The 24,326-nt window shown below is 60.7% G+C and carries 19 protein-coding genes; 2 read left to right on the forward strand and 17 right to left on the reverse strand.

Annotated features, from left to right (window positions below):
* From AC19YR_RS22070 to AC19YR_RS22080, 3 genes are all read right to left on the reverse strand, one after another.
* Nucleotides 1-657 (reverse strand): hypothetical protein (locus AC19YR_RS22070; protein ID WP_500600144.1); only part of this gene is annotated, 657 nt, incomplete at its 3' end.
* Nucleotides 658-725: 68 nt separating this feature from the next.
* Nucleotides 726-1,919, reverse strand: a complete 1,194-nt coding sequence (locus AC19YR_RS22075) for an alpha-xenorhabdolysin family binary toxin subunit A (protein WP_095105946.1) — start codon at nucleotides 1,917-1,919, stop codon at nucleotides 726-728.
* Nucleotides 1,920-2,190: 271 nt separating this feature from the next.
* Nucleotides 2,191-3,354: a type III PLP-dependent enzyme gene (locus tag AC19YR_RS22080; protein WP_095105947.1), complete on the reverse strand. Its 1,164-nt coding sequence runs from the start codon at nucleotides 3,352-3,354 to the stop codon at nucleotides 2,191-2,193.
* Nucleotides 3,355-3,987: 633 nt separating this feature from the next.
* Between AC19YR_RS22080 and AC19YR_RS22085 the strand changes: the two genes are divergently transcribed.
* The gene (locus tag AC19YR_RS22085) at nucleotides 3,988-5,439 is read left to right on the forward strand and encodes a DUF2599 domain-containing protein (protein WP_500600145.1); all 1,452 of its coding nucleotides are present in this window, start codon (nucleotides 3,988-3,990) and stop codon (nucleotides 5,437-5,439) included.
* A 46-nt stretch (nucleotides 5,440-5,485) separates the two neighbouring features.
* Here the strand turns inward: AC19YR_RS22085 and AC19YR_RS22090 are convergent, their stop codons facing one another.
* The 4 genes from AC19YR_RS22090 to AC19YR_RS22105 are packed head-to-tail and all read right to left on the reverse strand — an operon-like array spanning nucleotide 5,486 to nucleotide 8,936.
* On the reverse strand, nucleotides 5,486-6,643 hold the full coding sequence (locus tag AC19YR_RS22090; protein ID WP_095105949.1) for an osmoprotectant ABC transporter ATP-binding protein OsmV: 1,158 nt from the start codon (nucleotides 6,641-6,643) through the stop codon (nucleotides 5,486-5,488).
* On the reverse strand, nucleotides 6,640-7,293 hold the full coding sequence (locus tag AC19YR_RS22095; protein ID WP_500600148.1) for an ABC transporter permease: 654 nt from the start codon (nucleotides 7,291-7,293) through the stop codon (nucleotides 6,640-6,642). The genes AC19YR_RS22090 and AC19YR_RS22095 overlap by 4 nt, the downstream gene beginning before the upstream one ends.
* Nucleotides 7,294-7,305: 12 nt before the next feature.
* Nucleotides 7,306-8,199 carry a glycine betaine ABC transporter substrate-binding protein gene (locus tag AC19YR_RS22100; RefSeq protein ID WP_095105951.1) on the reverse strand — a complete coding sequence of 298 codons (894 nt, stop codon included), beginning with the start codon at nucleotides 8,197-8,199 and terminating at the stop codon, nucleotides 7,306-7,308.
* Nucleotides 8,200-8,219: 20 nt separating this feature from the next.
* On the reverse strand, nucleotides 8,220-8,936 hold the full coding sequence (locus tag AC19YR_RS22105; RefSeq protein WP_095105953.1) for an ABC transporter permease: 717 nt from the start codon (nucleotides 8,934-8,936) through the stop codon (nucleotides 8,220-8,222).
* A 338-nt stretch (nucleotides 8,937-9,274) separates the two neighbouring features.
* Here AC19YR_RS22105 and AC19YR_RS22110 point away from each other — a divergent pair, with 338 nt between their 5' ends.
* A complete protein-coding gene (locus AC19YR_RS22110; protein WP_095105955.1) occupies nucleotides 9,275-10,858 on the forward strand; it encodes a peptide chain release factor 3 in 1,584 nt (527 codons plus the stop codon).
* Between the two features lie 186 nt (nucleotides 10,859-11,044).
* On the opposite strand, the gene AC19YR_RS22115 is transcribed toward AC19YR_RS22110, so the two are convergent.
* The 10 genes from AC19YR_RS22115 to phrB form a co-directional block, all read right to left on the reverse strand.
* Nucleotides 11,045-12,016: a peptide ABC transporter ATP-binding protein gene (locus AC19YR_RS22115; protein ID WP_095105957.1), complete on the reverse strand. Its 972-nt coding sequence runs from the start codon at nucleotides 12,014-12,016 to the stop codon at nucleotides 11,045-11,047.
* Nucleotides 12,016-12,984: an ABC transporter ATP-binding protein gene (locus AC19YR_RS22120; RefSeq protein WP_095105959.1), complete on the reverse strand. Its 969-nt coding sequence runs from the start codon at nucleotides 12,982-12,984 to the stop codon at nucleotides 12,016-12,018. Before AC19YR_RS22120 ends, AC19YR_RS22115 begins: the two co-directional genes overlap by 1 nt.
* Before the next feature lie 10 nt (nucleotides 12,985-12,994).
* On the reverse strand, nucleotides 12,995-13,906 hold the full coding sequence (locus AC19YR_RS22125; protein WP_095105960.1) for an ABC transporter permease subunit: 912 nt from the start codon (nucleotides 13,904-13,906) through the stop codon (nucleotides 12,995-12,997).
* 10 nt (nucleotides 13,907-13,916) lie between these two features.
* Nucleotides 13,917-14,927, reverse strand: coding sequence for an ABC transporter permease subunit (locus tag AC19YR_RS22130; protein WP_095105962.1), 1,011 nt, complete (start codon nucleotides 14,925-14,927; stop codon nucleotides 13,917-13,919).
* A gap of 70 nt (nucleotides 14,928-14,997) precedes the next feature.
* On the reverse strand, nucleotides 14,998-16,593 hold the full coding sequence (locus AC19YR_RS22135; RefSeq protein ID WP_500600151.1) for an ABC transporter substrate-binding protein: 1,596 nt from the start codon (nucleotides 16,591-16,593) through the stop codon (nucleotides 14,998-15,000).
* 77 nt (nucleotides 16,594-16,670) lie between these two features.
* Nucleotides 16,671-18,050: an OprD family porin gene (locus AC19YR_RS22140; RefSeq protein WP_500600153.1), complete on the reverse strand. Its 1,380-nt coding sequence runs from the start codon at nucleotides 18,048-18,050 to the stop codon at nucleotides 16,671-16,673.
* A 175-nt stretch (nucleotides 18,051-18,225) separates the two neighbouring features.
* Complete coding sequence (locus AC19YR_RS22145; protein WP_500600155.1) at nucleotides 18,226-19,827, reverse strand: ABC transporter substrate-binding protein; 1,602 nt, start codon at nucleotides 19,825-19,827, stop codon at nucleotides 18,226-18,228.
* A gap of 306 nt (nucleotides 19,828-20,133) precedes the next feature.
* Entirely contained in the window at nucleotides 20,134-21,759 is a 1,626-nt protein-coding gene (locus AC19YR_RS22150) for an ABC transporter substrate-binding protein (RefSeq protein ID WP_095105968.1), read from the reverse strand.
* 265 nt (nucleotides 21,760-22,024) lie between these two features.
* Nucleotides 22,025-22,798 (reverse strand): SDR family NAD(P)-dependent oxidoreductase, encoded by a 774-nt coding sequence (locus AC19YR_RS22155; RefSeq protein WP_500600157.1) that lies wholly within the window; start codon nucleotides 22,796-22,798, stop codon nucleotides 22,025-22,027.
* 74 nt (nucleotides 22,799-22,872) lie between these two features.
* Complete coding sequence (phrB, locus tag AC19YR_RS22160; protein WP_500600165.1) at nucleotides 22,873-24,318, reverse strand: deoxyribodipyrimidine photo-lyase; 1,446 nt, start codon at nucleotides 24,316-24,318, stop codon at nucleotides 22,873-22,875.
* Nucleotides 24,319-24,326 lie beyond the last annotated feature (8 nt).

Here is a 24,326-nt window from a genome sequence, read left to right on the forward strand (position 1 = left end):
GGCTGAAGCCTTGGGCATTGCCGATTTGAATGGTGGCGCGTTCTTCAACGCTGAGTTCGGAATAGGACATAGGGGCAGCACCGTACCGGAAAGGTCAGGTGTTGCACTCAGTTTTTGCCGCCGCCTTGCCTCATTCAGGCCAAGTTCGTCACTTTCCAGCTCCTCGATGGCTTTTACTAGTTGTTCCTGGCGTGGAGTCTGGGCAGCGATGTCTTTTTCGAGTTCTTTGATTTGGAAGTCATTATTGGTAAGGGTGACTGCCTTGAGGTTATGTAACGCATTGTTTAGGACGGCAGATTGGGGCTTGATCGAGGATAGGCTTGCATTGGTCAGGCGTTGGATTTCGGCGTAGAGCGATGCCGCTGCTTCTTTCTGTTGCTCGGAAGGCGTGCCACTTTCCAGCGTTACGACAGTGTTGTACAGCTCGCTTACTTGATCGTGTTCCAAGAACGAAGGGGCGATGGTGAGCATGTCCAATAGGTGTTTGTCGGTGTTGTTCAATTCCTGCCTGAAACTCTCTAGCTCTTCTGCCAGGACCGGAAGATAAATAGTGCTCAAAGATCTGATTTTATTTTGGATTTCGATTTTGCTTGCATACATGCTAGCCAGGTCGGGGGTTGGATATTTGAAGGTGGTATCAATACTTTTGATCGTCATAAGGTTCTCGCGTTTTATCAGGGTGATGGTGTTGAATAGTCGCCTTAGAGGCATGGGTTAATTGAGTGTTACTGTTCTTCCACTACGTTGTTGAAGGCGGTCAACAAGTCGAAGGCGTGGGTTTTTATCGAGGCCCAGTTGTTCTTCATCTGGTTAAGGCGGCTAACGAATGCCACCAGGAACATGGCATTGGTTACGCCATCCAGCTGGCTGCTGGAGGTGCGCACGTAGTTCTCGATCAGGGCCCATAGGCTTGCCAGGTTGCTCGAGCCGCTGGCGGCGTGGTTGACTCTCAGTTGGAGGTCTTGCAGATGGGTTTCTTGCTCGCGCAGCAAAGCAAGTATGCTGTCGTGTACTTTGATCTCTCTTTCGAGCTCGAACTTATCGGCGGTTAGGGCCTCCGCTTCTTTTCTGGCTTCGGTGGCTTTACCTCCGAAAATTGTACTGGTAATGAGAAGACCTACTGCGCCGCCAAACAATCCCCACCACTTGTCACTGCTGTGCTTTTGGGCTTCGGCGCTTTTCTCTTCAATTCGCTCTTTAAGGACATCCAGCCTCCTGTTCAGTTCGATGGCTTTATCATCGGTCAGGCGACTGGAACTCAAGGCGATTTTTCTAGCCAGAGTCGGGCTGATTTTATTTTGTATTTCGGTGTTGAATGTTTCGATTTCTGCTTTTACGGTTTTAGTGCTTTGGCTGTGTTGCGTTATCACTTGTTTCAAATCATTGACGAGTTCGGCAAGCGGTAGAAGCCGGTGTTGTTCATTTTCCTTAATGCGCAGTTCCGGTAGTTTATCGATCTCCTCGGGAGAGAGGTCGCCAACTTTGCCTGTTGCTTCCAGGTAGCTCGGCAAGCTTTTCAGATAGGTGGTGATTGCATCGCAACTCGTCGTAAAGTTTTCGGCAAATATGTGAAGGTCAGAGCCCACGGTCCTCATGTTCTTTTCAATACTGTCCCATGTATGGGCATGGTCATTGATGGTCTTGTACAGCACTTGCATGTCTGCTGATTTGAGGCCCGCGACATCGAGTGTGTCGTAGTGAAACCTTTGTTCGATCTCCCCAGTGTCGGTGGGGAGTTCCAACGCTACTTTTATATAGCGTTTGATTTTTCGGATGTCGTCGTTAGTCACCAGCAACCCAGGGGCGCGAGTAACGCCGGGTAACTTTCCTGCGGTGGCTTTTACGTAGTCCTGGGTCAGCTGATTAAAGTTTTCTGCTGAAATGTTTTCTATTTCTTTTAAAGCTTGGTTGTTTAGCATGTGATTACCTTTGAATGAGTGGTTTACAAAATCAAAGGTAGTCGCGGATTTGCTGGAGGATAAATTTAAAAGAATTTCAGTTTATGTATTTGTAACGGAAAAGTTTTCAGATATTTAGTTGAGCGTATTAGGTAGGGGTTCAGTGTCTTGTTTGTCGTAGTCCTTTTGTGGAGTGGAGGGGGAATGTTATCGGGGGAGGTTGGGAAAATTCGCTGGCCATAAAAAAAGCCCGTGAAATTCACGGGCTTTTTTAGGTGTGGTGTACAACGTCTTACATATAGAACGACTTCAACGGTGGGAAGCCATTGAATTCCACCGCGCTGTAGCTGGTGGTGTAGGCGCCGGTGGAGAGCCAGTAGAGGCGGTCGCCGATGGCCAGGTTCAGCGGCAGGCCGTACTTGTAGTTCTCGTACATGATGTCGGCGCTGTCGCAGGTTGGGCCGGCGATCACCACTTCTTCCATTTCGCCTTTTTTCTCGGTCCAGATCGGGAACTTGATGGCTTCGTCCATGGTTTCGATCAGGCCGGAGAATTTGCCGACGTCTGTGTACACCCAGCGCTCGACCGCGGTGCGCGACTTACGGGCCACCAACACCACTTCACTGACCAGGATGCCGGCGTTGGCGATCAGCGAACGGCCCGGTTCCAGGATGATTTCTGGCAGGTCGTCGCCGAAGTCTTCCTTGAGGAAACGGATAATCTCCTGGGCATAGGTTTCCAGGCTGTTGGTGCGGGTGATGTAGTTGGCCGGGAAGCCGCCGCCCATGTTGATGAGCTTGAGTTCGATACCGTCTTCTTCTTTCAAACGCTCGAAGATCACCTTGACCTTGGCGATGGCCGCGTCCCAGACGCTGATGTCGCGCTGCTGCGAGCCCACGTGGAACGACACGCCGTACGGCACCAGGCCCAGGTCGCGGGCGAGGATCAGCAGGTCCATGGCCATGTCGGTCTGGCAGCCGAACTTGCGCGACAAAGGCCAGTCAGCGGTGGTCGAGCCTTCGGTGAGGATGCGCACGTAAACCTTGGAGCCGGGCGCGGCCTTGGCGATGTTGCGCAGGTCGGCTTCGGAGTCGGTGGAGTACAGGCGCACGCCCTTCTCATAGAAGTAGCGGATGTCCTTGGATTTCTTGATGGTGTTGCCGTAGCTGATGCGGTCGGCGCTGACGCCGCGGCCCAGCACTTTGTCCAGCTCATAGATCGAGGCGATGTCGAAGCTCGAACCCTTGTCCTTGAGCAGGTCGATGATCTCGACGGCCGGGTTGGCCTTGACCGCGTAGTAGACCTTGGCGAATTCGAAACCGGCGCGCAGGTCGTCGTAGGCCTGGCTAATCATCGCGGTGTCGATCACCACGAACGGGGTTTCTTGTTGGTCGGCGAAGGCCTTCATTTTCTGGAAGGTATCGCGCGCGAAATAGTCTTCGACGTTGATCGACATGCTGGGAACTCCTAGTGGCAAACGTTAGTAATCAATGGGTGCAAATGAACGTCCTCCGTATCCCCACTTTGGTTCGCCTACTTCCCAAGGCATGTCGCCGAAAGCAAAAAGGCCATGGGCGGCGTGGCTGCCCTTGGCCTTGCTGTCTCGTCGTCAGTACTTGAGCCGGATGGATCGTTTCCAGCATGGACGTTCGGCGCGAACTTTAGGGCGTGAGGGGTTTGAGATCAACAAAAAATGTCGCGGTTTTGCACGGTGGCGTCCGGCACCGTGGCACCAGCCTGTTTTAACCGACCGGCGTGACAGGCAGTCGTTCCCTGCAACAGCCCAACGTAGGCGTGGGCACTCAGGGCTGGTGGCCTTTTCTCATTAGTTTGTCTGGTGATGTTGGATGCGCCAACTATCCATAATTAATATAAAAAAAGGCGCCGAACTGTAACTTCTGACAGTAGCCAGGGTGCGCGGTGTCACTAATACTCAGGGTGCAAATTGACTGAGTAAAACAATCTGGCGGTTTGTGAATGTTTGTTATTGGGTTCTCGTGAGTTGCGGGCTGTGGGTTTTTATGCCTGATAGTTTTGGCTGAGGCTTATGTGGCTGAACTCACTACTTGACGGCGTTGAGGAACTTGTTATGAACGGTAAAAGAATAAGCACTCCTGCACTACTGATGTATGGCGCGTTGGTAAGTTCAACCTGGGTATATGCCAGCCCCGGTACGGATACGGCGAGCCAGATGAAATACCTGTATAACTTCACGGCCCGTGATTGCGGCAGTGGCAGGTTGGCGTCTGAGTGTTCCGGCATCATTTTGCGCGGTATTGCCAGCAAACAAAGCTACCTGCCTTGGGACCCAAGCCCCTATTCCCATAGCCTGGAGGCCGGGGGATGGGGCGCGCCGAACCTGTCCAATGGCGGCACCTCGGTTTCCTACCTGCGCACCGATACCAGCTATGACGGCCTGGGCCTGGATAAATATAACGGCTTTGCGCTGACGCCTAACGACTTCATTAATGAAAAGACGCAGTTCAAAGTCACCGTGCTGTGTGCATTCCCTATTGATTCCTGGACGGGTAACCGAAGTAATAACGGCTGTGGTGACTATTTGGAAAATGGCAATAGCCTCGGGGTGACCGAAGATTATTGCCAGAAGTTGGGAGTGAGTAATGCCAAGGCTTGGCTGGACCACTTTCACCGGCAGCCGACGCACCCGGGGCTGACCTCTCATAAGTTTGAATGCGGTTTCGATACCACGGCGGATTATTTTGGTACTTACAATAAGGCCGATGCGTTTAATACCTTTGTCGAGGCACGCAAGTTGTTGGCCAATGACCCGGCCGATAAAGTCGACGCCCAAGTTACCCAAACTGAGTTGCGCCTCAAGACTTGGCCCGACAATAAATATTGGAACCGGGATTGGGGCGCTAACCGGCCGTTTTTCGATGCACCGCTGGCCCCGGCCCTGGAAGTGAACAAGACCTATAAACAGCTACCGATCATGGCGTTCATCTATGTCAGCCAAGTGGGCGTGGTGTATTCCGACGACCGGGTGTTCAAGGCCCGGGAACTGGCCCAAGACGACCAGCGCAGATGGCTGGAGCAAGGCAATACCTGGAAGCCGGTTATCCACGTGGAGTTGCCCAGGACCGCCGCTGAAGAGGCCACCTTTACCTATCGCGATGGCGACCAGGGTCCCACGGCGGCGCAACCTGTGGACCCGCGTTCATGCGACAAGTACATCGAGCGGGTGGAATGGACCGACAACTACCAAGAGCCGGTGTTGGGCACCATCAGTTCGCTGGTGGTGACGCCCACCGATTGCGCGCGCAAGGCTGGGGTCGGCAAGACCGATGCGGTGTATGCGGAGCTGGCGAACCTGGCGGCCAATGACCCCAATCGGGAGTGGAACTTCGACCGCATGGGCGGCAGCATGCGCCGCCAATTGGCTTGCCACCTGGACTCACCGGACATTGCGCTGAACAAGCCGACCTGGAGCCTGGAGCCCCGCCGGCCCTATGTGGCCCATGACGTCATCATGAAGTTGGAGGGGGACGCTAAGTGCAACCCGAACGGGAAGAACACTTAGCGGTGCAGTACCGTCGCCGCCCGCTCGGGGGCGGCGACGGCTTGGCTCAGGCCAGCGCGGTGTCGGCCGGTGAAACGATGCTGGTCTTGCCGCCTCGGGATTTACCCGAGCTCAGGTACTCGGCAATCGATTCCTGGGTCACTTCGCCGAGGAACACGCGTTCGGCGTCCATCACCGGCAACCATGAACGGTTGAACTCGTACATGCGCGACAACAGGATGCGCAGGTGTTCGTCGAACGCGGCGGTGGCGTTGAATTCGCGCAGGTATTGGGCGCAGGTGCCGGCCTGGCGGTGCAGGTCGCGCCGGCGCACGTAGCCCAGGGCCTTGTTGTCGGCGCAGGTCACCACCACGTAGCGGCGGTCGTGTTCGTCCATCAGTTCCAGGGCATCGGCCACGCTGGTGTCGGGGCTCACGGACGGCGCGTTGTCGGCGGCGTCTTCGGCCTTGACCAGCAGCAGGCGCTTGAGGGTGCTGTCCTGGCCGACGAAGTTGCTGACGAATTCGTCCGCCGGGTGGGCGAGCAGGGTGTCCGGGTGGTCGATCTGGATCAGCTTGCCGCCACGGAAGATGGCGATCTTGTCGCCCAGCTTGATGGCTTCGTCGATGTCGTGGCTGACCATGATGACGGTCTTGCCCAGGGCACGCTGCATCTCGAAGAACTCGTTCTGGATCATCTCGCGGTTGATCGGGTCGACCGCGCCGAAAGGTTCGTCCATCAACAGCAGCGGGGCGTCGGCCGCCAGGGCGCGGATCACGCCGATGCGCTGTTGCTGCCCGCCCGACAACTCGCGGGGGTAGCGGTGCAGGTACTGCTTGGGGTCGAGCTTAATCATGCTCATCAACTCGCGGGCGCGGTCGCGGCATTTTTGTGGGTCCCAGCCCAAGAGCTTGGGCACGACCACGATGTTTTCCTCGATGGTCATGTTGGGGAACAGGCCGATCTGCTGGATCACATAACCGATGCTGCGGCGCAGGGTCACGGCGTCAAGGCCGGTGGTGTCTTCGCCATTAATCAGGATCTTGCCCGAGGTGGGCGTAATCAGGCGGTTAATCATTTTTAGCGTGGTGCTTTTGCCGCAACCCGAGGGGCCGAGGAACACGCAGATTTCGCCTTCGTTGACGGTCAGGCTGACGTCGTTGACAGCGGTCACGGTCTTGCCGTTGCTTTGAAAAGTCTTGGTCAGGTTCTGGAGTTCGATCATTTGAGCAATCCTTTTGGAGTCAGCGAGCGTTGCAGCCATTGCAAAAGCAGGTCGGCGAAGATGGCCAGGAGGCTGACCAACAAGGCGCCGACGATCAGCATCGACATGTCGCTGCGGCTGATGGAAGCGAGAATCAGGACACCGAGGCCACCGGCGCCGATGGTGGCGGCGATGGTCATCACGCCGATGTTCATCACCACGGCGGTACGTACCCCGGCGAGGATCACCGGCACGGCGATGGGCAACTCGACCATGCGCAGGCGCTGGCTGAAGGTCATGCCGATGCCGCGGGCGGCTTCGCGGATGCCCGGTTCCACGCCTGTAAGGGCCAGGTAGGTGTTACGCATGATTGGCAGCAGCGAGTACAAAAACACCGCGGTGATCGCCGGCATCGGGCCCAGGCCCTGGCCGAACTTGGAGTAGAACGGCAGCAGCAGGCCGAACAGGGCGATGGACGGCACGGTGAGCAGCACCGTAGCGCTGGCCTGTAGCGGCCCGGCCAGTGACGGATAGCGGGTCATGATGACGCCCAGAGGCACGCCGACCAGGATTGCCAGGGTCACGGCGACCCCGACCAGGGTGATGTGCTGCCAGGTCAGGTGCAGGACCAGCGGCCAGTCCAGGTGGGAAAAGGCGTTGAGAAATTCCATGGCTTTTCCTCCTTAGTTGATCGGGTGCTGGCGCAGGAAATCTGCGGCAACGGCCGATGGGCTTTCGTGGTCGACGTCCACGCGAGCGTTGAGCTGGCGCATGGTTTCGTCATCGAACAACGCGGCCAGGGGCTTGAGTTGTTCGGCCAGTTGCGGCTGGGCATCGAGGTATTGCTGGCGCACCACGGGGGCGGCGGTGTAGTCGGGGAAGTAATGCAGGTCGTCTTCCAGCAGCTTCAACTTGAAGGCGTTGAGGCGCCCGTCGGTGGTGTAGACCAGCCCACCGAATACCTGGCCGTTGCGCAGCGCGGTGTAGACCAGCCCCGCGTCCATTTGCCGGGTGTTCTTGCGGGTCAGGTTCATCTGGTACAGCTCGACCATGCCGGCCATGCCGTCGGAGCGGTGGGTGAACTCGGTGTCCAGGGCGATGAGGCGGTTTTCCCGGGTGTTCTCGGCCAGGGCGCGGGTCAGGTCGCTGATGGTGTTGATGTGCGGGTATTGCTCAGCGACCTCTTGCGGCAGCGCCAGGGCGTAGGTGTTGCTGAACTTGGACGGCGCGAGCCAGACCAAACCCTGTTTGGCATCCAGGGCCTTGACCCGGGCGTAGGCCTGTTCGCGGCCGAGTTTTTCGGTGACGTGGTTGTAGGCCACCAGGGAGACGCCGGTGTATTCCCAGATCAGGTCCAGTTGCCCGCTTTCTTGGGCACTGCGCGCCAGGCTGCTGCCCAGCCCGCCGGTGACGCGGGTGTCGTAGCCCAGGGTGCGCAGGTATTGGGAGGTGATTTCGGCCAGCAGGGTCTGTTCGGTGAACACCCGCGCGCCGATGCGGATCACCGGTTTTTCGGCGGCTTGGGCAACGCCGGCCAACAGCAGGACGCAGCCCAGTATCAAACTTAGCTTTTTCATAGGTTTTCCTTTGCCGAGGCTTAAGACGGTCGCAGACCGCGTTCCAGCCAGAGGCGGCTGGCCAGGGTCACCAGGCCATCGAGCAGCAAGGCCAACAGGGCGGTGCACGCCGCGCCCAGGAGCAATTGCGGCTGATTGTTCAGGGCAATGCCGGGGAAAATCAGGCTGCCCAGGCTGTTGGCACCGATCAGGAATGCCAGGGGCGCGGTGCCGACGTTGATCGCCAGGGCCACCCGCACGCCACCGATGATGATCGGCACGGCGTTGGGCAATTCCACCCGCCACAGCACCTGGCGCGGGGTCATGCCGATGCCGACCGCGGCTTCCTTGAGGGAGCCCTGGACGTTTTTCAGGCCTTCGTAGGTGTTGCGCACAATGGGCAGCAAGGAGGCGAGGAACAGCGCGAAGATCGCGGGGCCGCTGCCGATGCCCAGGATACCCAGGGCGATGGCCAGTACGGCGAGGGGCGGGACGGTGTTGCCGATGTTGAAGATCTGCATGAAGCGTTCTGCGCGCCCGACCATGGTCGGCCGGCTGAGCAGGATACCGGCGGGAATGCCCACGAGCAGGGCGGCGAGCATGGAGACGAGGACAAGCACCAAATGAGCTTGCAGGTAGAACAACAAATCGTCGCGGTAATGGTCGATCGTATCGACGCCGATCCAGTGGATCAGCAGGGCCAGGAGGGCGATGACCGCCGCACCTCCTATTAGCCCTTTGCCATAGCGAATAGCCACAGGCGGACTCCTTTATTTCAGTCGGCGAGCGCAGCCCCGTGTGGCATGCCATTCCTGGCTGCCGGGTAATACGTTCGCGAAGAGCAGTTCGCCAATGCCGGCAAAACGGCATGAGGTCGAACCATGAGCGCAGCCTCGTCAGGCTAACTTGCTGATTTTTCAGCCCCTGATCGAAACGAGTAGCAGGGGAGTGGACGTCTCTACCTTTTAAAAGGTTCCACACTTGACAGCATTTAGCCACCTCTGTGACATCGCCGCTGGGCCCGACGGTGGTCGGCCGAGTGCGCTTTAGGCTATACTCGCCGCCCTTTTTTGAATCACCTGCCAGGCGATTTCCCATGACCAAACAGGCCGCCGAAGTCGCGAAACGCCGCACTTTCGCCATTATTTCCCACCCGGATGCGGGTAAAACCACCATCACCGAGAAGCTCTTGCTGATGGGCAAGGCGATTGCCGTTGCTGGTACGGTCAAATCCCGTAAATCCGACCGCCATGCCACCTCCGACTGGATGGAAATGGAAAAACAACGGGGTATCTCCATTACCACGTCGGTCATGCAGTTCCCGTATCGCGACCACATGGTCAACCTGCTCGACACCCCGGGCCACGAAGACTTCTCCGAAGACACCTACCGCACCCTGACGGCGGTGGACTCGGCGCTGATGGTGCTCGACGGCGGTAAGGGCGTAGAGCCACGGACCATTGCGCTGATGGACGTGTGCCGCCTGCGCGACACGCCCATCGTCAGCTTCATCAACAAACTCGACCGTGATATCCGCGACCCCATCGAATTGCTCGATGAGATCGAAGCGGTACTCAAGATCAAGGCCGCGCCCATCACCTGGCCGATTGGCTGCTACCGCGACTTCAAGGGTGTGTACCACCTGGCGGACGACTACATCATCGTCTACACCGCCGGCCACGGGCATGAGCGCACCGAAGTGAAAATCATCGAGAAGCTCGATTCCGATGAAGCCCGCGCCCACTTGGGTGACGAGTACGAGCGCTTCACCGAGCAACTGGAACTGGTGCAGGGCGCCTGCCACACGTTCAACCAGCAGGAGTTCATGGACGGCCAACTGACCCCGGTGTTCTTCGGCACGGCCCTGGGCAACTTCGGGGTCGACCATGTGCTCGATGCCGTGGTCGATTGGGCGCCCAAGCCGCTGGCGCGGGTGGCCAACGAGCGCACCGTGGAGCCGGTGGAAGAAAAGTTCAGCGGTTTCGTGTTTAAGATCCAGGCGAACATGGACCCCAAGCACCGCGACCGCATCGCGTTCATGCGCATCTGCTCGGGCAAGTACGAAAAAGGCATGAAGATGCGCCATGTGCGCACTGGCAAGGATGTGCGCATCGGCGACGCCTTGACCTTTTTCTCCTCCGAGCGCGAGCAACTGGAAGAGGCCTTTGCCGGCGACATCATCGGCTTGCACAACCACGGCACCATCCAGATCGGCGACACCTTCACCGAAGGCGAATCCCTGAGCTTCACCGGCATCCCGCACTTCGCCCCGGAGCTGTTCCGCCGCGTGCGCCTCAAGGACCCGCTCAAGTCCAAGCAATTGCGTCAGGGCTTGCAGCAACTGGCCGAAGAGGGCGCGACCCAGGTGTTCTTCCCTACGCGCAGCAACGACATCATCCTCGGTGCCGTCGGTGTGCTGCAGTTCGATGTGGTCGCCAGCCGCTTGAAAGAGGAATACAAGGTCGAATGCGCCTACGAGCCGATCACGGTGTGGTCGGCGCGCTGGATCGATTGCAGCGATAAGAAGAAGCTCGAAGAGTTCAGCGTCAAGGCTGTGGAAAACCTCGCCATCGACGGCGGCGGCCACCTCACCTACCTGGCCCCGACCCGGGTCAACCTGGCGCTGATGGAAGAGCGCTGGCCGGACGTGAAATTCCGCGCTACCCGCGAGCACCACTAAGCAGCTTTTGTGAGAGGCGCTTTTTGTGGGCGCTTGGTCCGGGCGGCGATCCGACGCCGGTGAGCCAGTGGCTGGATCGGCTGGCTTCATCGCGAGCAGGCTCGCTCCCACAGGGCCAGCGCATGCCATAAGCAAAAACCCCCGCCTCAGGTTCTGAGGCGGGGGTTTTTGTTTGTGGGCGGTGTACTAGGCCACGAACTGCTCGGCGTAATGGCAGGCGACCTGGCGGTTATCCAGGGTGCGCAGGGCCGGTTCGTCCTGGCTGCACAGCGGCGTCGCATACGGGCAGCGCTTGTGGAAGGCGCAGCCGGGCGGTGGGTTGAGGGGGTTGGGCAACTCGCCGACGATTTTGATCTTGGGTTTGTTCGGGTCCGGGTGAATGGTGGGCGTGGCCGATAGCAGCGCTTGGGTGTAGGGGTGCAGCGGCCGTGCGTAGATGGCCTCTTTGGGGCCGACTTCCACCGGCCGGCCGAGGTACATCACCATTACGTCATCGGCCACGTGCTGCACCACCGCCAGGTTGTGGGAGATGAACACGTAGGCGGTGTTGAATTGCTGTTGCAAGTCCATGAACAGGTTCAGCACCTGGGCCTGGATCGACACATCCAGCGCCGAGGTCGGCTCGTCTGCCACCAGCACTTTGGGTTGCAGCATCATCGCCCGCGCCAAAGCGATGCGTTGGCGCTGGCCGCCGGAAAACATGTGCGGGTAGCGCTGGTAATGCTCGGGGCGCAGGCCTACTTGCTTCATCATCGCCTGGACTTTTTCACGGCGTTCGGCGGCCGAGAGCCGGGTGTTGATGAGCAGCGGTTCGGCCAGTTGATCGCCGATTTTCTGCCGGGGGTTGAGCGAGGCGTAAGGGCTCTGGAACACCATCTGCACGTCTTTGCGCAGTTGCTTGCGCTGGGCCTTGTCGGCGCCGGTGACTTCCTGGCCGGCGATTTTCAGTGAGCCGGAGGATGGCTCCTCGATCAAGGTCAGGGCCCGGGCCAGGGTGGATTTGCCGCAGCCCGACTCGCCGACCACGGCCAAGGTTTTGCCGGCCTCCAGTTCAAAGGACACGCCGTTGAGGGCGCGTACCAGGGCGGTGCCCTTGAACAGGCCCCGGGAGACTTCGTAGTGACGGGTCAGGTCGCGGGCGGTAAGAACGACGGCCATTACGCCACCTCCTGGTTCAAGGGGTAGAAGCAGCGGGCGAGGCTGTTGGTTTTCGGGTCAAGGCCGGGGCGTTGCTGGCGGCAGGTGTCTTGCACGTAGGGGCAGCGCGGTGACAAGAGGCAACCTTGCGGGCGGTCGTAGCGCCCGGGGACGATCCCCGGCAGCGTGGCCAGGCGCGAGGCGCCCATGCTGTGTTCCGGGATCGCCGCCAACAGGGCTTCGCTGTAGGGGTGCGCGGGCACGTCGAACAGCCCTGGCACCTGGCCCACCTCCACCGCTTGCCCGGCGTACATCACGCACACACGCTGGGCGGTCTCGGCAACGACGGCCAGGTCGTGGGTAATCAACACCAGGCCCATGTTCTGTTCTTTTTGCAGGGCCAGCAGCAGCTCCATGATTTGCGCCTGGATGGTCACGTCCAGGGCGGTGGTGGGTTCGTCGGCGATCAGCAGCTTGGGTTCGCCGGCAATCGCCATGGCGATGGCCACCCGCTGGCTCATGCCGCCGGAGAGTTGGTGCGGGTAGGCGTCCATGCGGCTGGCGGCGCCGGGGATCTCGACTTTTTCCAGCAGCTCGATGGCCCGTTGGCGTGCCTGCCGGCCGGACATCTTCAGGTGCAGGCGCAGCACTTCTTCGATCTGGAAACCCACGGTGTAGCTGGGGTTGAGGGCGGTCATGGGGTCCTGGAAGACCATGGCCAGGTCTTTGCCGACGATTTGCCGGCGCTGGCGCTTGCTCAACTTGAGCATGTCCTTGCCGTCGAAGGTCAGGGCGTCGGCGGTGACGATGCCGGGGGCGTCGATCAGGCCCATCAGCGCCATCATGGTCACGGATTTACCCGAACCCGATTCGCCGACGATGGCCAGCACTTCGCCTTTATCGACTTGAAGGTCGAGGCCATCGACCACGGGTACGGCCTGTTTGTCGCCGAAGCGCACATTGAGGTTCTTGATTGCGAGCAGTGACATGGGCATCTCCTCAGGCGGCGTTCTTGAGTTTCGGGTCCAGCGCATCGCGCAGGCCGTCGCCCATCAGGTTGATTGCCAGCACGCTGAGCAAAATGGTCAGGCCCGGCAGGCTTACCACCCACCAGGCGCGTTCGATGTAGTCGCGGGCCGAGGCCAGCATGGTGCCCCACTCCGGGGTGGGCGGTTGTACGCCAAGGCCCAGGAAGCCCAGGGCCGCAGCGTCGAGGATGGCCGAGGAAAAGCTCAGGGTGGCCTGCACGATCAGCGGCGCCATGCAGTTGGGCAGCACGGTGATGAACATCAGGCGCGGCAGGCCGGCCCCGGCGAGGCGGGCGGCGGTGACGTAGTCGCGGTTCAGCTCGCCCATCACCGCCGCGCGGGTCAGGCGCACATAGGAAGGTAGCGAGACGATGGCGATGGCGATCACGGTGTTAATCAGGCCAGGGCCGAGGATGGCGACGATCGCCACGGCCAGCAGCAGGGACGGCAGGGCCAGCATGATGTCCATCAGGCGCATGATGCTGGGGCCGAGCAGGCGCGGGAAGAACCCGGCGAACAGCCCGAGCAGGATACCCGGGATCATAGACATCACCACCGACGACAAGCCGATCAGCAGCGACAGGCGCGAACCCTGGATCAGGCGCGACAGCAGGTCGCGGCCCAGCTCATCGGTGCCCAGCAGGAACTGCATCTGCCCGCCCTCCAGCCATGCCGGCGGGGTGAGCAGGAATTCGCGGTACTGCTCGCTGGGGTCATGGGGCGCGACCCAGGGTGCGAACAGTGCGCAGAACACCACGAGGAGCATGAACAGCAGGCCGGCGACGGCGCCTTTGTTTTTGGCGAAGGCTTGCCAGAATTCTTTGTACACGGAGGGGTACAGCAGGCTTTGGTCCACAGCGACCGGGGGAGTTTGTAGGGTCATGGATAGGCTCTCAGCGCTGGTGACGGATGCGTGGGTTGGCAAAACCGTAGAGGATGTCCACTACGAAGTTGACGAGGATCACCAGGCAGGCGATCAGCAGGATGCCGTTTTGCACCACGGGGTAGTCCCGGGCACCGATGGCTTCGATCAGCCATTTACCGATGCCCGGCCAGGAGAAAATGGTTTCGGTCAGCACCGCGCCGGCCAGCAGGGTGCCCACTTGCAGGCCGAACACCGTGAGCACCGGGATCAGCGCGTTGCGCAGGCCATGGACGAACACCACGCGCGCCGGCGACAGGCCCTTGGCGCGGGCGGTGCGGATGTAGTCTTCGCGCAGCACTTCAAGCATCGAGGAACGGGTCATGCGCGCGATCACCGCCAGCGGGATGGTGCCCAGCACGATGGCGGGCAGGATCAGGTGGTGCAGCGCATCGAAAAAGGCGTCGGTGTCGTCGGCCAGCAGGGTGTCGATGAGCATGAAGCCGGTGCGCGGCTCGATGTCGTACAGCAGGTCGATGCGCCCGGACACCGGAGTCCAGCCCAGGCTCACGGAGAAGAACATGATGAGGATCAGGCCCCACCAGAAAATCGGCATGGAATAGCCGGTCAACGAAATGCCCATCACCCCGTGATCGAACAGCGAGCCGCGCTTGAGCGCCGCCACCACGCCGGCCAGCAGGCCGAGGATGCCGGCGAACAGCAGGGCGGCCATGGACAGTTCCAGGGTGGCGGGGAACAGCGCGCTGAACTCGGTCCACACGCTTTCGCGGGTGCGCAGCGACTCACCGAGGTCGCCCTGGGCGAGCTTGCCGATGTAGTCCAGGTACTGCGCATACAAGGGCTTGTTCAGGCCCAGGCGCTCCATGGCCTGGGCGTGCATTTCGGGGTCGACCCGGCGTTCGCCCATCATCACTTCGACGGGGTCGCCCGGGATCATGCGGATCAGGGCGAAGGTCAGCAACGTGATGCCGAAGAAGGTGGGAATCAACAGTCCCAATCGGCGGGCAATAAAACTAAACATCGTGTGGTGTTCCTCATCGGCCGGTTCGGCTACCCGGCATCGTTCAGGTCACGATGCCGGGGGCTTTTTTCTACTTCACCTGGGTGGTGGCGAAGTTGTTCGTGGTCAAGGGACTGATGTGGTAGCCCTCGACGTTCTTGCGCATGGCCGTGAACATTGTGGTGTGCGCCATGCTGATCCATGGCTGGTCCTGGTGGTAGATCACCTGGGCCTGTTCATAGAGCGCTGCTCGGGCGCCGGGGTCGGTTTCTTCCCGAGCCTGGTCCAGCAACGCCTGGAACTTGTCGTTACACCAGCGGGCGTAGTTTTCGCCGTTCTTGGCCGCTTCGCAACTGAGCATAGGCGTCAGGAAATTATCCGGGTCGCCGTTATCGCCCGCCCAACCAGCAGACACCATATCGTGTTCGCCGTTCTTGGCCCGCTTGAGCATCTCGCCCCACTCCATGACGCGGATGTCGAGCTTGATCCCGACCTTGGCCAGGTCGGCCTGCATCATCTGCGCGCCGAGCATTGGGTTGGGGTTGGTGGGGCCGCCGCCGTTGCGGGTGAACAGGGTCAGTACGGTGCCGTCGGGCACCCCGGCCTCCTTGAGCAGGGCGCGGGCCTTGGCCGGGTCGTGGGGCGGGTTTTGCATGGCGTGGTTGTAGCCCAGCAGCGTCGGCGGGTAGGGGTTGACGCCCACCAGTGCATTGCCCGGGCCGAACAGCGCGTTGACATAGGCCTGTTTGTCGAAGGCCATATCGATGGCCTTGCGCACGCGCACGTCATTCAAGTAGGGGCGGGTGGTGTTCATGCCGATGTAGGCGGTGGTCATCGCTGCCAGTTCGGCGATCTTTAGGTTCGGGTCGGCCTTGATCGCCGGCACGTTGTCAGGCTTGGGGTACAGCGCCACCTGGCATTCGTTGGCTTTGAGCTTTTGCTGGCGCACGTTGCTGTCTACCGTTACGGCGAGGATCAGCGGATCGGCCGGCGGCTTGCCGCGAAAGTACTCGGGGTTGGCCTTGAAGCGTACCTGGGCGTCCTTGTCGTAGCGCTGGAAGATGAAGGGGCCGGTGCCGATGGGCTTGCTGTTGAGGTCGCCGGCCTTGTTGGCCTCGAGCAACTGGTCGGCGTACTCGGCCGAGTAGATCGAGGAAAACGCCATGGCGATGTTGGCCAAAAACGGTGCTTCGCGGCGGGTCAGGTTGAACACCACGGTGTGCGCGTCGATTTTCTCGACGCTCTTGAGCAGGTCCTTGAAGCCCATGCTCTCGAAATATGGGAACCCGGTGGTGGATTTGGCGTGCCACGGGTGTTTGGGGTCAAGCTGGCGCTGGAAGCTCCAGAGCACGTCGTCGGCGTTCAACTCGCGGCTGGGCTTGAAGTAGCCGGTGGTGTGGAACTTCACGCCTTTGCGCAGGTGGAAGGTGTAGCTCAGGCCGTCCGGGCTGATGTCCCAGGATTCGGCCAGGGCCGGGCGGACCTCCACGGTGCCGGGCTTGAAGTCCACCAGGCGATTGAACAGGGTCTCGGCCACTGCATCGGCGGTGACGGCGGTGGTGTACTGCACCATGTCGAAGCCTTCCGGGGCGGCCTCGGTGCATACCACCAGCGGCTTGGCCCAGGCGCTGGTCGTGATGCTCAGCAGGGCGGCCGCAATGGCTGCTCTTATAGGGATGGGGTTCATCGGTGATCCTCTCGATCAATGGAACCAGGGTAGCCTGCTGGGCGGATTCAGCCTGAAACCGCCCGGCAATCGGTGCCTTAGAGAATGTTGAAGGGAATGGTGGTGACCAGGCGGAACTCGTTCAGGTTGCCGTCCGATTGCTGTTTGCTGGCGCGGTGGGTGACGTAGGTGGCTCGGATGGCAGTGTCCTTGAGCGGGCCGTCCTGGATCGCATAAGAGGCGCCGACGCCGTACTCATAGTGGGTTTCGCCATCCTGATTGTTCACCTTGTAGGCGGTGCCTTTGTAGTGAGTGCCATCGATGCCCCAGCCGCGGGCCTGGTAGAGGTTGAGCTTGAGCCCCGGCACGCCGTATTCGGCCATGTTCAGGCCGTAGGCGACCTGGAAGGATTTCTCGTTGGGGCCGTTGAAGTCGGAGGTCAGGGAGTTGGCCAGGTAGATGCCGTTGGTTTCGTGCAGGTAGTCGAAGTACTCGTTGCCGTTCACTTGCTGGTAGGAGAACGTCAGGCTGTGGGCCTGGTGGGCCAGGCCCAGGGACAGGGAATAGGTGTCGTTGTCGATGTCACCCATTTTCTTGTTGCCGGTGTCGACGGTCTTGTAATAGTTCAGCCCGGTGGTCAGGCCCAGCACTGCGCTGTCCCCCAGTTTGTGGGTGGCGCCGAAGTAGTACTGGTTCCAGAAGTCTTCGACGTTGGAGGCGTAGAGGCTGGTCTTCAGGCTTTCCATGGGCTGGTAGTTCAGGCCCGCGACGCTGACTTTGTCGGTTTCCACCGCCGCGCTGGCGGTGTACTCGCTGCGGAATTTACTCAGGCTCTGCTCGGTACGCGGGGACACGCGGTCGAAGACGCCGGCGTCGAAGCTCAGGTTGTTGAACGGCGCACTGTTGAGGCTCACACCCTGGAAGCTCGACGGCAGGGCGCGGTTGCCGATGACGTCGACGATGGGCGTGCTGACGTTCTGCCGGCCAGCGGTCAGGGTCGTGTTGCCCACGCGGAACTTGACGTTGGCCAGGCCCAGCTTGCTCCACTGCTCCACCGCGTCGCCGTTGGAATCCGCCAATGTGCGGTTGCCGCCGCCGACGATGTGTTTGCGCTCGCGGTCCAGCGCCACCACGTTGTAGGCCGCCACTTCGGTGCTGACACCGACCGTGCCTTGGGTGAAACCTGAGCTGTAGTTGAGGATGGTGCCTTGTAGCCAGTTGATCCGGCGTGGCGTGGTGCGTTCCTGGCCGTGTCGTTCATAGGTGAAGGTCGCGCCGCGGCGTAGCAGTTCGTTGGAATACCAGTTGCGGGTCTGGCCGCTCAGGCTCTGGCCGTCGACGAAGCCCTTGGCCTCATCCTGGGCGTTGCTGCTGTTGAGCTGGGTGGGGATGAACGCCTGGCTGACGCTTTCGGCGTGGGCGCTGGCGGTGATGCTGGCGATGGCCAGGGCGAGTATCGCGGTGTTGCTCGGTTTCATGGGTAAAACTCCTTTCTTTCTTTTTTTGTAATGCCGGTCTTTTTTGGGCGACGCGGCTATTGGGGTGGCACTGTTGCAAGGCAGCGCAAACGCCGGTGGGCTGCTCTTTCACCGAATTCGGGCAGCACGTTTGCGCGAGGGCGGGAAAACCCGCCCTCTTGGTTCGGTGAAAGATTTAAGGGGTGACGCTGACGCCGGAGAAAACGTTGCGCCCGAACGGGCTGACGAGGAACCCTTGGACCTTGGTGCTCAGCGGTTGGTTGACCGTGGAGTGGGCGATGGGGGTGATCGGCACCTGCTGCTTGAGCAGTTGCTGGGCCTGTTTGTAGAGCACGGTGCGTTGTTCGCGGTCGGTGACGAGCTTGGCTTGCTTGACCAACTTGTCGTACTCGGCGTCGCACCACATGGAGTAGTTATTGCCGCCAATGGCGTCGCAGCTATAGAGGGTGCCGAGCCAGTTGTCCGGGTCGCCGTTGTCGCCGGTCCAGCCGATCAGGCTGATGTCGTGTTCGCCATTCTTGGTGCGCTTGACGTACTCGCCCCACTCATAGCTGACGATCTTGACCTTGAGCCCGATCTTGCCCCAATCGCTTTGCAGCATCTCGGCCATCAGCTTGGCGTTGGGGTTGTAGGGCCGTTGCACGGGCATGGCCCAGAGGGTGATTTCGGTGCCTTCCTTGACCCCAGCGGCCTTGAGCAGGGCCTTGGCTTTTTCCGGGTCGAAGGCGGCGTCCTTGACGGTGTCGTCGTAGGACCACTGGGTGGGCGGCATGGCGTTGCTCGCCAGTTGCCCGGCGCTCTGGTACACGGCGTTGAGAATCCCCTGCTTGTTCACCGCCATGTCCAGGGCCTGGCGTACCTGGAGTTGGTCGAAGGGTTTGTGGCGCACGTTGTAGGCGATGTAGCCGAGGTTGAAACCGGGTTTGGTCAGCACCTGCAGCTTGGGGTCGGCCTTGAGGGCGTCGATGTCGGCCGGGCGTGGGTGCAGGGTGACATGGCATTCGCCGGCCTTGAGTTTTTGCACGCGCACCGAGGCGTCGGTGTTGATGGCGAAGATCAACTGGTCGAGCTTGACCCGGGCCGGGTCCCAGTACTGTTTGTTGCCCACGTAGCGGATCTGCGAATCCTTCTGGTAACGCTGGAACACGAAGGGCCCGGTGCCGACGGGTTTCTGGTTGATCTCGCTGGGCTTGCCGGCCTTGAGCAGTTGTTCGGCGTATTCGGCGGAGAGAATCGAGGCGAAGCTCATGGCGATGTTCTGCACGAACGCGGCGTCCACCGAGTTGAGGGTCATCACCACGGTCAGCGGCCCGGTTTTTTCTACGCGGGCGATGTTCTTGTTCAGGCTCATGCCGTTGAAATACGGGAACTCGGTGGGGTAGGCCTTGCGGAAGGGGTGGTCGGGATCGAGCATGCGGTTGAAGGTGAACAGCACGTCGTCGGCGTTGAACTCGCGGCTAGGAGTGAAGTATTTGGTCGTGTGAAATTTGACGCCTTCACGTAGGTGGAAGGTATAGATCAGGCCGTCGTCGGAAATATCCCATTGTGTTGCCAGGCCAGGTACGACGCTGGTGGCGCCTTTTTCAAATTCCACGAGGCGGTTGTACAGCGGCTCGGCGGCGTCGTTGTCGGTGGCGGCGGTGTATTGCGCGGTATCGAAGCCGGCCGGGCTGCCTTCGGAACAGAACACCAGGCTCTTGCCGGCGGCTTGGCTGGCCCCAGCCCCAGCCAGTAAGCCGGTGCCCAGGAGTACGGATAACAGCAAGGAATGACGCATGACGGTCCCTCTTGTTTTTTTATGTAGTGAGCAATGTTCCGGCGCCCCTGTGGGGGAAGACGGACATTGCTGCTCCCGAATCAACGCGTACGGCAGGTCCCGGGCCAACAGCACACGATTGCCGTGCGACGACGGTAGGAGCCGAAGACAGAACCGTAAATGCGAATAGGCCTGAAAGTCGTGTAGGAAAAGGCGACTCGCCTTGGAATGTCGCAGTAGTTCGCAAACGATGCGGACGTAAGTAAATTCCTAGCGGCGAGGTGGGCAAAACCACGGCGGTGTCATGGACGCCGCCGTGGCCGGGCCTTATTTGCTGACGCTGACACCGTAGAAGGAGTTCAGGCCAAACGGGCTGATCTTGAAGTCCTGCACGGTGGTGCGCATGGGTTGGTACACCGTCGAGTTGGCGATCGGCGTATAGGGGACTGCATCTTTGAGCAGGTGTTGCGCCTGCTTGTACAGCTCGGTGCGCTTGGCGACGTCGGAGGTGGCCTTGGCCTGTTTGATGATGGCGTCGTAGGGTTTGTCGCACCACTTGGAGAAGTTGTTGCCGCCCAGGGAGTCGCAGCCGAACAGTACGTTGAGCCAGTTGTCCGGGTCACCGTTGTCGCCGCTCCAGCCAATAATCATGGCCTGGTTCTCGCCGCCCTTGGAGCGCTTGATGTACTCGCCCCACTCGTAGCTGACGATGTTGACCTTGAGGCCTATCTTGGCCCAGTCCGATTGCAGCATTTCGGCCATCAGCTTGGCGTTGGGGTTGTACGGACGCTGCACCGGCATGGCCCAAAGGGTGATTTCGGTGCCTTCCTTGATGTCGGCTTTTTTCAGCAGTTCCTTGGCTTTCTCGGGGTTGTAGGGGGCGTCCTGGATGGTGTCGTCATAGGACCACTGGGTGGGGGGCATGGCGTTCTTCGCCAGTTGCCCAGCGCCCTGGTACACCGAGTCGATGATCTGCTGCTTGTTCACCGCCATGTCCATTGCCTGGCGCACTTCGAGTTTGGCCAGCGGGTTGGCGTCGGTACGGCCTTTGAGCACGGGCATCACGTTGTAGGCGATGTAACCCAGGTTGAAACCAGCCTGGTGCGGCATTTTCAGGGCTTTGTCTTCACTCAGGGCCTTGAGGTCGGCGGGGCGCGGGAACAGGGTGATCTGGCATTCGTTTTTCTTGAGCTTCTGGATGCGTACCGAGGGGTCGGTGGTGATGGCGAAGATCAGGTTGTCGATCTTCACGTCTTCAGGTTTCCAGTAGTCCTTGTTGCCGGTGTAGCGGATGTTGGAATCCTTCTGGTAGCTCTTGAACACGAACGGCCCCGTGCCAATGGGTTTTTGGTTGATCTCACCGGGCTTGCCATCCTTGAGCAGTTGGGCGGCGTATTCGGCGGATTGGACCGAGGCAAAGCTCATGGCCATGTTCTGGATGAACGCGGCATCGACGCTGCCCAAGGTGAATTTGACGGTCAGGTCGTCGATTTTCTCGATGTTCTTGATATTGGTGTTCATCCCCATGTCTGTGAAGTACGGGAACTCGGTGGGGTAGGCTTTGCGGAACGGCATGTCCTTGTCGATCATGCGGTTGAAGGTAAACAGCACATCGTCGGCGTTGAAAGTGCGGGTCGGCTTGAAGTAGGGCGTGGTGTGGAACTTGACGCCTTCGCGCAGGTGGAAGGTGTAGCTCAGGCCGTCTTCGGAGATGTCCCAGCGGGTGGCCAGGCCGGGCACCACCGCGGTGCCGCCGCGCTCGAACTGGCTCAAGCGGTTGAACATGGTCTCGGCCGTGGCGTCGAAGTCGGTTCCGGTGGTGTATTGGCCCGGGTCGAAGCCAGCGGGGCTGCCTTCGGAGCAGAACACCAAATTGGTGGCTGCCTGGGCAAAAGGAGCGCTGGCAAGCAGGCTTGCGCCAACGAGGAACGGAATGACGGCGTGTTTAAGCATGGTGGCCTCATGATTTGTTGTCATTTTTTAAGAGAGGGCGACCTCGTGAGTCGGCCTGCCGACACTTAAGCAGGCGCCATGCCTAACACAAGATGCTCAGGGCAACCGAGGCTTAAACAGTGGTACGAACGTACCTTAATGTCGCATTGCTATAAGTTTTGCCGCGTTTTGGCCATTTTCAGGGCTGTTGGGCCTGTAGACAGTGGTGCGCGAGTGTGCCTTCGAGGTGTCTGGCGCGCGGGTTTGGTGCGGGGTCTGGGGTGCCTCAGGGGCTGTCCTTGATCGGCGCCGGGCTACGCTGGATGCGTTTCCCGATCGCCAGTCCCGCAGGGTTTGGCTGCCTGGCCAGCGGCCACAACTGGGCCATGTCCAGGGCTGCGAAGGCTATTTCCCGTGGCCGGCCTGCGAGTTTTTCGAGGATGTGCCGTGCGGCGTTGTCGGCGGGCCAGTCCAGCGGCAAGTGGAAGGCGTTGGGCGGGGATGGCACGGTATCGACAAACCGGGGGCCGACCAAGGTGACATCGATGCCCTCGGGTGCCCATTCGGCTTCCAGCGAATCGAATAGGTAGCGCATCCCGGCCCGAGTTGCGCCGCAGGCTTCGGTGCGCGGTAGCGCCAGGTAGGTGACGGTGCTGGCGATGCCCACCAGGTGCGGTGAGGTACCGGCGCGTAGCAACGGCAGCGCGACTTCGACGCAATAGCTGCTGGCCAGCAGGTTGGTGCGCACCACATGCTCGATGATCGTAGTGTCGAATTGGCGGGCGTCCACGTATTCGCAGGTGCCGGCGTTGAGGATCACCGTGTCCAGCGCGCCCCAGGCCTGGGCGATGCGCTCGCCGATCTGGCGCACGTCCTGGCTGCGGGTCAGGTCCCCGGGCAATAGCAGCGCCCGGTCGGGGTAGCGTGCGGCGAGTGCCCGCAGCGGCTCGACACTGCGCGCGCTCAACGCCACCCGCGCTCCGCTGCTCAGCAGCGCTTGCGCCAGGGCGGCGCCGAGGCCACTGCTGGCGCCGGTCAGCCAAATACGACGTGCACTCATCCAACTCTCCTCTCCGGTCAGGCGTGGGCCCGGCCGGTACTGGCAGGTGATTTCAGGGCCGGGCCCCGAGGTATTCATTCATCTTCGAAGGCGACAGCTTGGCGCGAGGGCAGGTTTCTGAACGCCGCCAGCGCGCGCTCCCGGGATTGGCTCAGGTTGACGATGGGTTGTGGATAACCGGCCACGCCAAACAACCCGCCCAGGGCCGCCGGGTTGTGCAGCTGTTTTTTATCCAGGCCCGCCAGTTCCGGCAGCCAGTGTTGGATGAACAGGCCCTGGCTGTCGAATTTTTCTGACTGGCTCAAGGGGTTGAAGATGCGAAAGTACGGCGCCGAATCGGTGCCCGTGGACGAACTCCACTGCCAGCCGCCGTTGTTGGCCGCCAAGTCGCCGTCGATCAGGTGGCGCATGAAAAAGCGCTCGCCCTCGCGCCAGTCGATCAGCAGGTTTTTGGTCAGGAACATCGCTACCACCATGCGCAGGCGATTGTGCATCCAACCGGTGTGCAGCAATTGGCGCATGGCGGCGTCGATGATCGGCAACCCGGTGCGCGCCTCCTGCCACGCCGCCAGGTCTTCGGGCGCGTGGCGCCAGGCCAGGGCCTCGGTCTCCGGGCGAAAGGCGCGGTGGCGCGACACACGGGGGTAACCCACCAGAATGTGTTTGTAGAACTCGCGCCACAGCAGTTCATTGATCCAGGTAATGGCCCCGACGCTGCCGCTGTCGAACTCGCCGTGGTTGCAGTGCAATGCGGCATGCAGGCATTGGCGCGGCGAAATCACCCCTGCCGCGAGATAGGTCGACAACTGGCTGGTGCCGGGTTTGGCGGGGAAGTCGCGCTCGTCCTTGTAGTAGTCGATCTGCTGCTCGGCGAACTGCGCCAGGCGTCGCCGCGCCTCGTCCTCGCCGGCCGGCCAGAGCGCTTGCAGCGCCGCGTCGGGGGCGGCGAACCCGGGGATGTCGGCGGGCACTGGGTCGCTGGCGATAGGCAGCGGCGCTTGGCGCGCAGGCAGCGGGACCAGGGCCGGTAGGGCACGGTGCAAGCGTTCATAGCAGACCTTGCGGAACTGGCTGAATACCTGGAAGTAGGTGCCGGTTTTGGTCAGCACGCTGCCGGGTTGGAACAGCAACTGGTCGAGGTAAGCGTGAAAACCGATGCCCTGCGCCTGCAAGGCCTGGGCGGCGGCGTTGTCGCGGCGGATTTCGTGGATGCCATATTCGTCGTTGACGTGCACCGCAACGACGCCCAGCTCCATGCACAGGTTCAGCAGCACCTGGGGCGCATCGTCCCAGTGCGATGCCTTGCGGATCAGCAGGGGAATGTTCAACTCGCCCAGGGCGGCGCTCAGGCTGTGCAAGTTGCGCCGCCAGAAATCCACCTTGCACGGCGCGTCGTCGTGGGCGCGCCATTGCTCGGGGCTTATCAGGTACAGGGCCACGGCCGGGCCGCGTTCGGTGGCGGCGCGTAGGGCGCTGTTGTCGTGCACGCGCAGGTCACTGCGCAGCCAGATCAGTTGCAGGGGCGTGG

The organism is Pseudomonas sp. MF08817, from assembly GCF_059862705.1.

Excerpts from the sequence above, each read along its gene's own strand:
- AC19YR_RS22075 (WP_095105946.1), bottom strand. The coding sequence starts at position 1,919 with ATGCTAAACAACCAAGCTTTAAAAGAAATAGAAAACATTTCAGCAGAA.
- AC19YR_RS22080 (WP_095105947.1), bottom strand. The coding sequence starts at position 3,354 with ATGTCGATCAACGTCGAAGACTATTTCGCGCGCGATACCTTCCAGAAA.
- AC19YR_RS22085 (WP_500600145.1), top strand. The coding sequence starts at position 3,988 with ATGAACGGTAAAAGAATAAGCACTCCTGCACTACTGATGTATGGCGCG.
- AC19YR_RS22090 (WP_095105949.1), bottom strand. The coding sequence starts at position 6,643 with ATGATCGAACTCCAGAACCTGACCAAGACTTTTCAAAGCAACGGCAAG.
- AC19YR_RS22095 (WP_500600148.1), bottom strand. The coding sequence starts at position 7,293 with ATGGAATTTCTCAACGCCTTTTCCCACCTGGACTGGCCGCTGGTCCTG.
- AC19YR_RS22100 (WP_095105951.1), bottom strand. The coding sequence starts at position 8,199 with ATGAAAAAGCTAAGTTTGATACTGGGCTGCGTCCTGCTGTTGGCCGGC.
- AC19YR_RS22110 (WP_095105955.1), top strand. The coding sequence starts at position 9,275 with ATGACCAAACAGGCCGCCGAAGTCGCGAAACGCCGCACTTTCGCCATT.
- AC19YR_RS22115 (WP_095105957.1), bottom strand. The coding sequence starts at position 12,016 with ATGGCCGTCGTTCTTACCGCCCGCGACCTGACCCGTCACTACGAAGTC.
- AC19YR_RS22120 (WP_095105959.1), bottom strand. The coding sequence starts at position 12,984 with ATGTCACTGCTCGCAATCAAGAACCTCAATGTGCGCTTCGGCGACAAA.
- AC19YR_RS22125 (WP_095105960.1), bottom strand. The coding sequence starts at position 13,906 with ATGACCCTACAAACTCCCCCGGTCGCTGTGGACCAAAGCCTGCTGTAC.
- AC19YR_RS22130 (WP_095105962.1), bottom strand. The coding sequence starts at position 14,927 with ATGTTTAGTTTTATTGCCCGCCGATTGGGACTGTTGATTCCCACCTTC.
- AC19YR_RS22135 (WP_500600151.1), bottom strand. The coding sequence starts at position 16,593 with ATGAACCCCATCCCTATAAGAGCAGCCATTGCGGCCGCCCTGCTGAGC.
- AC19YR_RS22140 (WP_500600153.1), bottom strand. The coding sequence starts at position 18,050 with ATGAAACCGAGCAACACCGCGATACTCGCCCTGGCCATCGCCAGCATC.
- AC19YR_RS22145 (WP_500600155.1), bottom strand. The coding sequence starts at position 19,827 with ATGCGTCATTCCTTGCTGTTATCCGTACTCCTGGGCACCGGCTTACTG.
- AC19YR_RS22150 (WP_095105968.1), bottom strand. The coding sequence starts at position 21,759 with ATGCTTAAACACGCCGTCATTCCGTTCCTCGTTGGCGCAAGCCTGCTT.
- AC19YR_RS22155 (WP_500600157.1), bottom strand. The coding sequence starts at position 22,798 with ATGAGTGCACGTCGTATTTGGCTGACCGGCGCCAGCAGTGGCCTCGGC.